This is a genomic window from Bradyrhizobium sp. USDA 3311, from assembly GCF_054062495.1.
This window is the reverse complement of sequence record NZ_JBSSFI010000001.1, coordinates 1,534,656-1,547,479: the sequence shown is the minus strand read 5'-3', so window position 1 is coordinate 1,547,479 and position 12,824 is coordinate 1,534,656. Positions and strand designations below refer to the sequence as shown.

The 12,824-nt window shown below is 63.0% G+C and carries 12 protein-coding genes; 7 read left to right on the top strand and 5 right to left on the bottom strand.

Features of this window, described 5'->3' with window-relative positions:
* Positions 1-18 precede the first annotated feature (18 nt).
* Positions 19-774, top strand: coding sequence for an outer membrane lipoprotein carrier protein LolA (locus ACVWW6_RS07320; protein ID WP_011083445.1), 756 nt, complete (start codon positions 19-21; stop codon positions 772-774).
* Between the two features lie 155 nt (positions 775-929).
* Positions 930-1,745, top strand: a complete 816-nt coding sequence (xth, locus tag ACVWW6_RS07315) for an exodeoxyribonuclease III (RefSeq protein ID WP_028174987.1) — start codon at positions 930-932, stop codon at positions 1,743-1,745.
* 116 nt (positions 1,746-1,861) lie between these two features.
* On the opposite strand, the gene ACVWW6_RS07310 is transcribed toward xth, so the two are convergent.
* Both ACVWW6_RS07310 and ACVWW6_RS07305 read right to left on the bottom strand, forming a co-directional pair.
* Complete coding sequence (locus ACVWW6_RS07310; RefSeq protein ID WP_011083447.1) at positions 1,862-2,305, bottom strand: cyclic nucleotide-binding domain-containing protein; 444 nt, start codon at positions 2,303-2,305, stop codon at positions 1,862-1,864.
* 58 nt (positions 2,306-2,363) lie between these two features.
* The gene (locus tag ACVWW6_RS07305) at positions 2,364-3,050 is read right to left on the bottom strand and encodes a response regulator transcription factor (protein ID WP_008142830.1); all 687 of its coding nucleotides are present in this window, start codon (positions 3,048-3,050) and stop codon (positions 2,364-2,366) included.
* A 203-nt stretch (positions 3,051-3,253) separates the two neighbouring features.
* Between ACVWW6_RS07305 and ACVWW6_RS07300 the strand changes: the two genes are divergently transcribed.
* Complete coding sequence (locus ACVWW6_RS07300) at positions 3,254-3,823, top strand: L,D-transpeptidase family protein (protein ID WP_456683127.1); 570 nt, start codon at positions 3,254-3,256, stop codon at positions 3,821-3,823.
* Positions 3,824-3,829: 6 nt separating this feature from the next.
* On the top strand, positions 3,830-4,615 hold the full coding sequence (locus ACVWW6_RS07295; protein ID WP_456680441.1) for a 2-keto-4-pentenoate hydratase: 786 nt from the start codon (positions 3,830-3,832) through the stop codon (positions 4,613-4,615).
* A 143-nt stretch (positions 4,616-4,758) separates the two neighbouring features.
* Here ACVWW6_RS07295 and ACVWW6_RS07290 read toward each other — a convergent pair whose 3' ends face one another.
* Positions 4,759-5,448, bottom strand: a complete 690-nt coding sequence (locus tag ACVWW6_RS07290; RefSeq protein WP_060909612.1) for a YggS family pyridoxal phosphate-dependent enzyme — start codon at positions 5,446-5,448, stop codon at positions 4,759-4,761.
* Between the two features lie 108 nt (positions 5,449-5,556).
* On the opposite strand from ACVWW6_RS07290, the gene ACVWW6_RS07285 reads away from it, so the two are divergent.
* Positions 5,557-7,254 (top strand): diguanylate cyclase domain-containing protein, encoded by a 1,698-nt coding sequence (locus ACVWW6_RS07285; protein WP_028174991.1) that lies wholly within the window; start codon positions 5,557-5,559, stop codon positions 7,252-7,254.
* A gap of 15 nt (positions 7,255-7,269) precedes the next feature.
* On the opposite strand, the gene ACVWW6_RS07280 is transcribed toward ACVWW6_RS07285, so the two are convergent.
* Both ACVWW6_RS07280 and ACVWW6_RS07275 read right to left on the bottom strand, forming a co-directional pair.
* Positions 7,270-7,926: a hypothetical protein gene (locus ACVWW6_RS07280; protein ID WP_456680440.1), complete on the bottom strand. Its 657-nt coding sequence runs from the start codon at positions 7,924-7,926 to the stop codon at positions 7,270-7,272.
* 41 nt (positions 7,927-7,967) lie between these two features.
* Positions 7,968-9,338 (bottom strand): tetratricopeptide repeat protein, encoded by a 1,371-nt coding sequence (locus ACVWW6_RS07275; RefSeq protein WP_456680439.1) that lies wholly within the window; start codon positions 9,336-9,338, stop codon positions 7,968-7,970.
* A 289-nt stretch (positions 9,339-9,627) separates the two neighbouring features.
* Here ACVWW6_RS07275 and leuS point away from each other — a divergent pair, with 289 nt between their 5' ends.
* Both leuS and lptE read left to right on the top strand, forming a co-directional pair.
* Entirely contained in the window at positions 9,628-12,252 is a 2,625-nt protein-coding gene (leuS, locus tag ACVWW6_RS07270) for a leucine--tRNA ligase (RefSeq protein WP_456680438.1), read from the top strand.
* Complete coding sequence (lptE, locus tag ACVWW6_RS07265; protein WP_011083455.1) at positions 12,239-12,790, top strand: LPS assembly lipoprotein LptE; 552 nt, start codon at positions 12,239-12,241, stop codon at positions 12,788-12,790. The genes leuS and lptE overlap by 14 nt, the downstream gene beginning before the upstream one ends.
* Positions 12,791-12,824: the final 34 nt, after the last annotated feature.

Below are 12,824 nucleotides of genomic sequence, written 5' to 3'. Positions count from 1 at the left end.
GCCGCGCGAAGCGCGCGCGTGGCCGGCGTGCTTCTCGTCACCGCCGCGATGGTGACCGCGGCGTCGTCCGCGCAGAACGTGCCGGTGCCGAAGCCTGCGCCGAAGGGCCGCGACAATGGTGCAGCCGCCGGCGGGCCTGCGGTCACCGGCGCGACCCAGACGCCGCCGAATCCGGTGATCCCGGATCCGCGCCGCAACGTGCCGAGCAGCATCTTCCAGACCTTCGACGCCAACCAGAAGGCGCAGGCGGCCAAGGTCAGCGCCTATCTGTCCTCGCTGTCGACACTGGTCGGGAATTTCGTCCAGGTCGGCCCCGACGGCAGCAAGACGCAGGGCGATTTCTACATCCAGAAGCCGGGCAAGGTGCGCTTCGAATATGACGCGCCGAGCCCAATCGACATCGTCGCCGACGGATCGTCGCTGGTGGTGCGCGACCGCAAGCTCGCCACGCAAGACGTCTATCCGCTGTCGCAGACGCCGCTGCGCTTCCTGCTGTCCGATCGCATCGACCTGATGAAGGACACCAACGTCGTCAACGTCTCGGCCGACGACGTCTTCGTCAGCGTCACCATCGAGGAGAAGCAGGCGCTGGTCGGCACCAGCCGCCTCCTGCTGATGTTCGGCGCCAAGGACGGCCAGCTGAAGCAGTGGACCGTCACCGACCCGCAGGGCTACGACACCACGATCGCGGTCTACAATCTCGACGCAACCAAGAAGCTCGATCCCGGCATGTTCAAGATCGACTTTACCAATTACGGCCCATCGCCAGGATAGTTGCTGTAGGGTGGGCAAAGGCGCACTTGCGCCGTGCCCACCATCTCTCCTCCTCGCGGCAGGAATGGTGGGCACGCTTCGCTTTGCCCACCCTACGAGAGCTCGCTGTGGACAAACATTTTCCCCGCGCCAATCCATGCTAAGACGCATCCCTCATGCGTCTTTCCCTGACAACCTGGAACATCAATTCGGTGCGGCTGCGCATCGATCTGGTCGCGAAATTCCTCAAGAGTGCGCGGCCGGACGTGCTGTGCCTCCAGGAGACCAAGTGCATCGACGATGCCTTTCCGCTGAAGCGCTTCAAGCGGCTCGGCTATGAGCACGTCGCGCTGAACGGGCAGAAGGGCTATCACGGCGTCGCCATCGTCTCGAAGATCCCGTTCGAGTCCAAGGACATCCGCACCTTCTGCGACAAGGTGGATTCGCGCCACATTTCTGTATCTTTCGGGACGCAGGCCAACATCGCAAAGCCGCTGGTGCTGCATAATTTCTACGTGCCGGCCGGCGGCGACATTCCCGATCCGGCGCTGAACGAGAAGTTCGACCACAAGCTGCGCTTCCTCGACGAGATGACGGCGTGCGAGCCGCTGCATCCGCGCGGCGATGACCGCCACATCCTGGTCGGCGATCTCAACGTCGCCCCGCACGAGAACGACGTCTGGTCGCACAAGCAGCTTCTGAAAGTGGTCTCGCACACGCCTGTCGAAACCGAGAAGCTGAAGGCGGCACTCGCGGCCGGTGAGTGGGTCGACGTCGCGCGCGAGCGCATTCCGATGTCGGAGAAGGTCTACACGTGGTGGAGCTACCGTTCCGCCGACTGGACCGTCGGCGATCGCGGCCGCAGGCTCGACCACATCTGGGTCTCGCGCGCGCTGAAGGACGCGGTCCAGGATTTCAAGATTCTCCGCGACGCGCGGAGCTGGGAGCGACCGTCGGACCACGTGCCGGTGACGGTGACGCTGGAGGTGTGACCTCCTGTCATTCCGGGGCGCGCGTAGCGCGAGCCCGGAATCCATCGGGCGGCAGAGTTGGTGGATGAATGGATTCCGGGCTCGCGACTTCGTCGCGCCCCGGAATGACAGGGGCCTCAGGTCGTCAGCTTCGCACCGGCCATCAGGATATCGCTCGCGATCTGGCTGGAGCGAACTGCGAATTCGTCGCGCAGGCGAACGGCGGCGGCGGGGTCGCTTTCGAGCACGCGCTGAAACAGGCTGCGCGCGACGCGGATGACGGAGGAATGCTCCAGCGCGATCGCGCTCGACGGCCGCTTCATCGGCACCACCAGCGCGAGCTCGCCGATCAGCGCGCCGGGACCCACGGTCATCTCGGCGCCGGCGCCGTCTTCAACCCGGAAGGCGCCGCGCTGGACCACGAAGCCGGCATCGGCGTCGTCGCCAAGATTGAACAGGATGTCGCCGCGGACGAAGTCACGCTGCTCGGAGCCGATCGCCAGCATGCGCAACGAGGCGTCTCCCAACAGGCGCAATGTCGGGACCCGCTCGAGAAGCGCTACGTCGTCGTCAATTGACATTCAGATCCGAGGCTCAAGGGCACGCGATCTAAAACGATTCGCACGCCCCCAAAGCGTATCACGGCACCAGCTTGTAGCCACCGGCTTCCGTTACCAGGATCTCCGGGTTGGCGGCGTCCTTCTCGATCTTCTGGCGGAGGCGGTAGATGTGGGTTTCCAGCGTGTGGGTGGTGACGCCGGAATTGTAGCCCCAGACCTCCTGGAGCAGGGTCTCGCGCGACACCGGCATCTGGCCGGCGCGGTAGAGGAAGCGGAGGATGGCGGTTTCCTTCTCCGTCAGCCGGACCTTGCGCGCATTGGCGGCGGTCAGCATCTTCGAGCCGGGCCGGAAGCTGTAGGGGCCGACCGAGAACACCGCGTCCTCGCTGGCTTCGTGCTGACGGAGCTGCGCGCGGATACGGGCCAGCAGCACGGCGAAGCGGAAGGGTTTTGCGACGTAGTCGTTGGCGCCGGATTCCAGGCCCAAAATCGTGTCGGAATCGGTGTCATGCCCGGTCAGCATGATGATGGGGGCCTTGAAGCCGCCCTTGCGCAAGGAGCGGACCACCTCGCGGCCATCGGTGTCGGGCAGGCCGACGTCCATCAGGACGAGATCGGGGGAATTGGCCTTCGCGGCGCTCGCGCCCTTGGCGCCGGTATCGACGGCGGAGGCTTCGAATTCTTCGTGCAGCGATAATTGCTCCACCAACGTATCGCGCAGATCGGTATCGTCATCCACGATCAGGATCTTGCGGGCATTGGCCATAGGGTATCATCCTTTTGGGGTCCGGCTCGGCGCGCATGCATGCCGCGCCCAGCCGCGAGGGGAAGTTTAGGGGTCGCCGTTATTATTGTTGTTCGTGTTGAAGTAGTGGGCTGTTACCGATTCACAAGCCAGAAGCACTCTAACCTAGAATAGCAGGGCGTTTTGATGAATGTCCTGTAATGAATGCGACATCGCACGGTCACATGAAAAACAACGCTGCTTCAGCTACTTACACCAAAAATCGAGGCGCCGGACCGCTGTCCGCGATCCGCGTTAAGGCTGCCGCCGGTAATCCGCGCCGCGGCTGGCTGACGGCCGGAGCGCTGACCATTCCGGTGGCGCTGGGGCGGGGCGGTATTCTCGCCAACAAGCGCGAGGGCGACGGCGGCACCCCGAGGGGCAGCTTCCGACCGCGGCGACTGTGGTGGCGGGGCGACCGGCACAGCCGGCCGCAAACCTTCCTGCCGGCGCGGATCATCACCGGCGAAGACGCCTGGTGCGAGGACCCCCACGACCGTCATTACAATCAGGGAATCCGACTCGGCGAGGGGCAGGGCGGTGACCGGCTCAAGCGGGCCGACCATCTCTATGACTTCATCATCGAAATCGACCACAACACGCGCCCGCGCATCGCCGGCCGCGGCAGCGCGGTGTTTCTGCATCTGGTCCGCGACAGTTTCGGCCCGACCGCGGGCTGCGTCTCCATGACCAAATCCGCGATGCTGCAATTGCTGCGGCGGATCGGCCCACGAACAAGAATCATCATCGGGTGAGGGCCCATGCTCGAGAAGGATCAGATCGCCGCCGCATCGCGGGTCCTCGTTCAACACTGGCGTGACGGCACCAAGCTCGACGCGCTGGAGGGACATCTGCGGCCGCAGACCCGCGCCGAGGGCTACGCCATTCAGGCCGCGCTCGAAGCGCAATCGCCCGGAAAGCTGTTCGGCTGGAAGATCGCGGCAACGAGCTTGTCCGGACAGAAGCACATCAATGTCACGGGACCGCTGGCCGGGCGCATCATGAGCGACACCGTGATCGCCGATGGCGGCACCGCGTCGATGAAGGGCAACGCGATGCGCGTCGGCGAGCCGGAATTTTGCTTCCGCATGGGACGCGATCTGGCGCCGCGCGCGGCGCCGTTCGCCGTCGACGAGGTGCTGGGCGCCGTGGACAGCTTCCATCCCGCGATCGAGATTCCGGATTCGCGCTTTGTCGATTTCGCCGGCGCCGGCGAGGCGCAGCTCATCGCCGACAATGCCTGCGCGCATCTGTTCGTGCTGGGCGCGGCGACGCCTGCGAACTGGCGCGGGATGGATCTCGTCGAAGAACGGCCGCAGATCACGCTGCGCGGCGAGCGCTATATCGGCCATGGCAAGAACGTGCTCGGCGATCCCCGTGTTGCACTCGCCTGGCTCGCCAACGAGCTGCGCGGGCTCGGCATCACCTTGCGGGCAGGGGAGGTGGTGACCACAGGCACCTGCCATCCGCCGCTGCCGATCCAGGCCGGCGATCACTTTGCGGTGGATTTTGGCGTGTTGGGGAAGGTGTCGGTGGGGTTCGAATAATCACTGCTGTCGTCCTGGCGAAGGCCAGGACCCATACCGCGTGATCTCTCGATTCCGCTCGGTTGCAATATCGACGGCCAATCTTCGCCGAACCACTCCCTGGGGTAATGGGTCCTGGCTTTCGCCAGGACGACCCAAGACAATTATCTATGCCCGAAGATCGCGCTTCCCACGCGCACATGCGTGGCGCCGAGCATGATGGCGGTGGCGAAATCCGCGCTCATGCCCATCGAGAGATTCTTCAAGCCGTTACGCGCGGCGATCTTGGCGGTCAGCGCGAAATGCGCCGCCGGCGGCTCGTCGACCGGCGGGATGCACATCAGTCCGGAGATCGTCAGCCCATAGGTATCGCGGCAGCTTGCGAGGAAGGCATCGGCCTCGCCGGGCGCGACGCCGGCCTTCTGCGGCTCCTCGCCGGTGTTGATCTGGACGAAGAGCTGCGGGTGCTTTTTCTGGGATTCGATTTCCTTGGCTAACGCCTGGCAAATGCTCGGGCGGTCAACCGAATGGATGGCGTCGAACAGCGCGACCGCCTCTTTCGCCTTGTTGGATTGCAGCGGTCCGATCAGATGCAGCGCAATATCGGGGTAAACGGACGTTAACGCCGGCCACTTGCCTTTGGCCTCCTGCACCCGATTCTCGCCAAATACGCGCTGTCCGGCGGCGATGACCGGGGTAATTGCATCCGCGTCGAAGGTCTTCGACACCGCGATCAGCGTGACCGAGGCGCGATCGCGCCGCGCGTCCTTGCAGGCGCGGGCGATTTCGGCTTCGACCGCGGCGAGCGCGTTTGGTGAATGGCCGGTTACCGGCGCGGCGTTGGCTTCTGTCATGACGTCGATTGGCTGTGGTCGTAACCGAGGTAAGTCCAATTTTACCGAGTTCAAGAAAGAGTTTTTGAACCCTTCGCTTTACCTTGGCCCATGGGGTGGGCAGCGAAGATGGCAAACGTCAGTTTCAACCGTAAGCGAGCAAAACTCAAGCAGGTCCTTGGAATCCGGGCGCGGCTTGCGTTACTCGCCGTGATTCTGGTGGCGCCCTTGATGCTCGAGCGCATCCGTTCGCTCGAGAACACGCGCACCAGCCAAATCGCGCAGGCCGCGGCCGAGTTCAACACCGTCGCAAGGCACAGCGCCGATGCGCAGCGCGAGGTGATCTCGTCGGTCGAGACCATCCTGAAATCGGAAGCCTTCATCCGCGCCTCCGCCGGCGGCATCAGCAAGAGCTGCGACGTGCTGCGCGCGAGCCTGCCGTCGAACCTTCCCTGGATCCGCACGCTTCTGATCGCCGGCCAGGACGGACGCATCCAGTGCGCCACCAACAACATGTATGTCGGCCTCGATCTCAGCGACCGGCCTTACTTCCAGCAGGCGCAGGAAACCGGCCGTTTCGTGCTGAGCGACTTCATCCTGTCGCGGCCGGTGCCGTCACCGACCGTCATGGCGGTCTATCCGGTGTCCGCCTTCAGCGGCGTCGCCGATGCCGTCGTGCTCGCCACCGTCAACCTCGACTGGATGTCGAAGGTCATGAGCAATCTCGGTGGTCGCGCCGGCATCACCGCCGTGCTGGTCGACAGCGCGGGCACCGTGCTGGCCGCACCCGCCGACCAGCACAGCGCGGTCGGCCGTCCCCTCGACAACATGCCGCTGATGTCCGCAATCGCCGACAAGGCGCTGCGGTCGGACCAGGACGAGGGCTCGCTGTCCTTCCTCGCCGCCGACGGCTCGCGCCGCGCCGTCAGCTACATCCGCATCGCCGGCACAAATGCCCGCCTGATCGCCAGCATCGACGAGGACAAGGTGTCTGCGGCCGTGAGCCGCGACATCCGCACCGCCTATCTCCAGCTCGCTTTCGTCGTCCTGTTCGTCCTGCTCGGCGCGCTGATCGCCGCCGAGAAGCTGGTGATCAAGCCGATCGAGATGCTTGCCGACATGGCCAAGCGCCTCGGCGAGGGCGATCTGTCGGCACGCGCGGCGCGCAATCGCCTGCCGGCCGAATTCGTGCCGCTGGCCCGCGCGTTCAACGCGATGGCCGCGCAATTGAGCCAGCGCGAGCGCGAGCTGATCGCGAGCAACGACCGGCTGACGGTAATGGCCTCGATCGACATGCTGTCGGGCCTAGCCAACCGCCGCGGCTTCCAGAGCCGGCTCGACTTCGAATGGATGCGCGCGCAGCAATATGGCAGCGACCTCGCGCTGCTGATGATCGACGTCGACCACTTCAAGCTCTTCAACGACACTTACGGCCATCTCGAAGGCGATTCCTGCCTGACCCGGCTCGGCGAGTCGCTGTCCGGTATCGCCGCCGACACGATGGGCTTTGCGGCGCGCTATGGCGGCGAGGAATTCTGCCTGCTGCTGCCGAACACCGACGTGGACCGCGCCGTGGAGATCGGCGAACTGGTGCGTGCGGCCGTGCTGAGGCTCTGCCTGCCGCACATCACATCCGCCCACATGATCGTCACCGTCTCGATCGGCGTTGCCGCAGCGAAGCCCAACGAGGCCTTGCGCCCCGGCGACCTGATCGAAGCCGCCGACGCCGCCCTCTACGCCGCAAAACACCGCGGCCGCAACAACGTCGTCGAACACGGCGTGCAGGCGATCGAGACCGGCGCAGCGGACATGATGATGGCGGGCTGACGGCCGGCTGCAAGACTACCGCGGAGATATCGTTTCGAGACCGCGCTCCAGCTTTTGCGACAGCTCGGAGACCGACGGCGCATTTTGTCCCCACTTGACGGGTGGATGAATCTTCGTCGGAGGACCCTTTGTCAGACTAACACGTTTAAGGAAATTGTTCGTGTTGTCGCTGCTCATCATTTGCTTGAGAGGGATAAAGCCGATCCCCTCGGGAAAAATGAGTCTGATCGAATCAGTGTCGCTGTTGAGCTCGGCAAACCTCATCGTAATCAGATAGGTCTGATCGTCCGTTTGCTTGAAATCATATGCATAGGGCTGAATCCGTATCTGCTCCGCAGAGTTGGTGGTGTAGGGCCTGCTTACGCTGTCGTCCGATTCGACGAATTGAACCAAGGCTTCGACCGTCCAATAGGGACGCTGAAGACCTCGCACATACTCAATCGTCGGCTCGAGAAACTTGAAGAAGCCGAGCGCCAGGATAGCGAAGTAGAAGCCGGCCGCTCCGCCCGCTTTCACTGCAACTCCCAGTATCTTCCATTGCGTATCAACCGGCGCGTTGGGAAACAGCCGGTAGATCATAACCGCAGGAACCAGGGGTACGACCGCCCAGAAGATGTAAGTGACGCACAATGCGAAGAGCAGGACGACATCCCGGCTGAGCAATTCGTTCATTTGCCAATCCTCCAATATATGGAGCGACTTGTTTCGTAATCTTACCGAATTCCTAGTTTCTTGAAATCGTCGGCGACGGTGCTGCTGATCGCCTTGGCCGCATTAATATCTTCTTCGCCGCCGGCACGATCGCCAAGCTTCAACTTGCTGATACCGCGGCCATAGAGGGAGTTCTCATCCTTCGGACTTATATTGAGCGCCCGATCGTAGTCCTCGATGGCCTGGGCTAGATTTCCCGACTTGAGGTTGACAAGACCGCGGCTATTTGACGTGACGGCGCTGTTCGGCCGCAATGAAAGCGACCGGTCGCAGGCATAGAGTGCCGTTTTCAGCTGATCTATGATGCCAAGAGCCCAGCACAGATTATTCCATGTCTCGGGATCGTTCGGGTTCAATTGTGAGGCTTTGGTGTAGTCGTCCGCAGCTTGTTTGTATTCCTCTCTTTGGTCGTGAACGTACGCGCGCCCAAAGAATGCGCTCGCGGATTTCGGGTCGAGCGCGATCGCCCGATCGTAGTCATTGAGCGCCAGGTCGGTTTGATTCTTCAAACGATGGGCCCGACCCCGTCCAATGTAGGGATTTACATAGGTTGGAACGAGCTCGATCGCGCGGTCGCAATCCTTCAAGGCATTGTCCGCGTCTTTCAAGCTGTTGTAGGCCGAACACCGATTGTTCAGGGCATAGACGAACGTCGGATCGAGATCGATCGCCGCGCTGAAGTCCTTGATCGCACGATCCAGGTCATGCAGTCGCAGGTAGATCAAGCCCCGATTGTTAAGCGCCTGAATGCTCTTGCTGTCGAGTTTGAGGACCTGGCCATAGACTTCAATTGCGCGCCCGTAGTCTTCTATGGACGAATAAGAGAGAGCGGCACCGAAGAGCGCAGCCGTTGAATTCTTGTCGAGCGCGATGGCGCGCTCGTAGTCTATGATTGCCTGACTATGCAGATTCTTCAGGCGGTAGGCGTTGCCCCTGCTCACGTAAGCACTTGTGTAGTTTGCGTTCAGGTTGATGGCGTTGTCGCAATCTTCGATCGCGCGATTGAATTCGCGCTTTCTGACGTAGACGGCGCACCGATTGCTGAAAGCATTCGCATATTGCGGGTCAACCTTGATTGCCTCGCCGTAGTCCTGGATTGCTTTGTCGAAATCGTTTGCGCGACTGGCGAGAAAGCCACGGTTCAGATAGAGGACAGCCAGATCGTGGCCCTGAAGGCTCCCCGATTTGATTGCGGCAGTGCACGCATCTGGTGAGATGAGCGGGTCGATCTTTTTGCAGGTCTCGACGTCATCTGCGGCAGCCGCGCACAGTCCACTTGCTAGCAGAGCGGCCAGCCAGGCCCATGGCCTGAGATGTTTACGCAGCGCGCAAATGGGCACTTCCGGGCCCCCTTGTCGATGCCCGTACCACACGCATGCTCCGCCTAAACTGCAGCTAAGGATCGCGCGGGCGAGCCTCTGCGGAAACTGTTGTGGTCAGGCAAATTATTGTTGCCACTTCAGCTAACGTCGTCGCTGTCAGGGCGAAAACCAGTAACACTCTCAAAAATCGCTTCATGGCGTATACGAAGGTGAAATACGACTAGGGATTGTGTTCCTGGTGCCGTTGGTTGTCAATACTCATCCGTTGACCCCACGGTCGCTTTTATGGCCTAGTCCGGCCACTTCAGACCGCCGAACCCACGAAAAAACCAACGATTCCATGACCTCCGAACGCTATAACGCCCGCGATTCCGAACCGCGCTGGCAAGCCGCCTGGGACGAAAAGGCGATCTTCGTCTCCAAGAACGACGATTCGCGGCCGAAATACTATGTGCTGGAGATGTTCCCCTACCCGTCCGGGCGCATCCACATCGGCCATGTCCGGAACTACACGCTCGGCGACGTGCTGGCCCGCTTCATGCGCGCCAAGGGGTTCAACGTGCTGCACCCGATGGGCTGGGACGCTTTCGGCCTGCCGGCCGAGAACGCCGCGATCGAGCGCAAGGTCGCCCCGAAAGCCTGGACCTACGACAACATCGCCGCGATGAAGAAGCAGCTCCGCTCGATCGGGCTGTCGCTGGACTGGAGCCGCGAGATCGCGACCTGCGATCCCTCCTACTACAAGCACCAGCAGAAGATGTTCCTGGACTTCCTGCGTGCGGGCCTTGCCGAGCGTGAGAAGCGCAAGGTGAACTGGGACCCGGTCGACATGACCGTGCTCGCCAACGAGCAGGTGATCGACGGCAAAGGCTGGCGTTCCGGTGCCGTTGTCGAGCAGCGGGAAATGAATCAGTGGGTCTTCAAGATCACGAAGTACTCGCAGGAGCTCTTGTCCGCGCTGGATACGCTCGACCGCTGGCCCGACAAGGTGCGGCTGATGCAGCGCAACTGGATCGGCCGCTCCGAAGGCCTCCTGGTGCGCTTCGCGCTGGATCAGGCGACGACGCCGGCCGGCGAGAGCGAGCTGAAGATTTTCACGACGCGCCCCGACACGCTGTTCGGCGCCAAGTTCATGGCGATCTCGGCCGATCATCCGCTGGCGACGGCCGCCGCCGCCAAGGACCCGAAGCTTGCGGAGTTCATCGCCGAGATCAAGAAGATCGGCACCGCGCAGGAGATCATCGACACCGCGGAGAAGCAGGGTTTCGACACCGGCATCCGCGCGATCCATCCGTTCGACCCGAGCTGGAAGCTGCCGGTCTATGTCGCCAACTTCGTGCTGATGGAATACGGCACCGGCGCGATCTTCGGCTGCCCCGCGCATGACCAGCGCGACCTCGACTTCGTCAACAAGTACAACCTCGGCAACACGCCGGTGGTGTGCCCCGAGGGCCAGGATCCGAAATCGTTCGTCATCACCGACACCGCTTATGACGGTGACGGCCGCATGATCAATTCGCGCTTCCTCGACGGCATGACCATCGAGCAGGCCAAGGATGAAGTCGCAAAACGCCTCGAAAGCGAACTGCGCGGCAACGCGCCGGTCGGCGAGCGTCAGGTGAATTTCCGCCTGCGCGACTGGGGCATTTCGCGCCAGCGCTATTGGGGCTGCCCGATCCCCGTCATCCATTGCCCGACATGCGATGTGGTGCCGGTGCCGGACGCCGACCTGCCGGTGAAGCTGCCTGACGATGCGACCTTCGACAAGCCGGGCAACGCGCTCGATCATCATCCGACCTGGAAGCACGTCACTTGCCCGCAATGCGGCGGCAAGGCGCAGCGCGAAACCGACACCATGGACACCTTCGTGGACTCGTCCTGGTACTTTGCGCGCTTCACCGATCCCTGGAACGAGAACGCGCCGACGACGCCCGCGGTCGCCAACCGGATGCTGCCGATCGACCAGTATATCGGCGGCGTCGAGCACGCGATCCTGCATCTGCTCTACAGCCGCTTCTTCACCCGCGCGATGAAGGCGACCGGGCACGTTGCGCTGGACGAGCCGTTCGCAGGCATGTTCACGCAAGGCATGGTGGTGCACGAGACCTACCAGAAGGCCGACGGGTCCTATGTGCAGCCGGCCGAGGTCAAGATCGAACTCGGCGGCAACGGGCGCCGCGCGACCCTGCTGACGACGGGCGAAGACATCCAGATCGGCGCGATCGAGAAGATGTCGAAGTCGAAAAAGAACACCGTCGACCCCGACGACATCATCGAGACCTACGGCGCCGACGTCGCGCGCTGGTTCATGCTGTCGGACTCCCCGCCCGACCGCGACGTGATCTGGAGCGACGAGCGCGTCCAGGGCGCCTCGCGCTTCGTGCAGCGGCTGTGGCGGCTGGTGAACGATTCCGTCGAACTCGGCAAGGCGGCGCCGGCGGCCCGGCCGGCCTCGTTCGGGGCGGACGCGACCGCCTTGCGCAAGGCCGCCCATGGCGCGCTGGACAAGGTCACCACCGGGATCGAGCGGCTACACTTCAACGTCTGCCTCGCCCATATCCGCGAATTCACCAATGCGTTCTCCGAGGTCCTCCAGCGCCCCGGCCAGCCGGCCGCGGACTTGGCTTGGGCGATCCGGGAGGCCAGCCAGATCCTGGTCCAGCTGTTCTCCCCGATGATGCCGCATCTGGCCGAGGAGTGCTGGCAGGTGCTGGGCCAGAAGGGGCTGGTTTCGGAGGCCAATTGGCCCCAAATCGAACGCGATTTGCTGGTTGAAGACAGCGTGACCCTGGTGGTCCAGGTCAACGGCAAGAAGCGGGGTGAGGTCACAGTTGCAACAGCGGCCCAGAATCCGGAAATCGAGGCTGCCGTTTTGGCCCTCGATGCGGTAAAGCTGGCGCTGGACGGCAAGCCCGTCCGCAAGGTGATCATCGTCCCCAAGAGGATCGTGAATGTTGTCGGCTAGGATCCGCATCGCAGCCCGTTTGCTGGCAGTCGTCGCTCTGGCGGCGCTGACGGCCGGCTGCTTCCGGCCGATGTATGCCGAGCATACTGACGGCACCCCCGGCTTGCGTGAGAAGCTGATGGGCGTCGAGCTGCCCCCGATCCCCAAGCCCAACGCCTCCCGCGAGGCCCGCGTCGGCGTCGAGGTCCGCAATGCTCTCGCCTTCAAGCTGTACGGCACGGCCACGGGCATGCCGCCGACTCACCGCCTGGAGATCCGCTTCACCTCCAGCCGGTCGTCCCTGATCATCAGCCAGGCAACGGGACTGCCGACCAGCGAGAATTACGGCATCGACGCCCAGTACAACCTGATCGAGGTCGCGAGCGGCAAGTCGGTGATGACCGGCACGACGTTCTCGCGCGTGTCCTATGACAATCCCGGCTCCTACCAGCGCTTCTCCCGCAACCGCGCGGTGCGCGATGCGGAGGATCGTGCCGCCAACGAGATCGCCGAGAACATCAATACCCGGCTCGCCTCGTTCTTCACCGCGGGCAGCTAGTTCACATTCCCGTTGTTCCGGGGCGCGCGTGGCG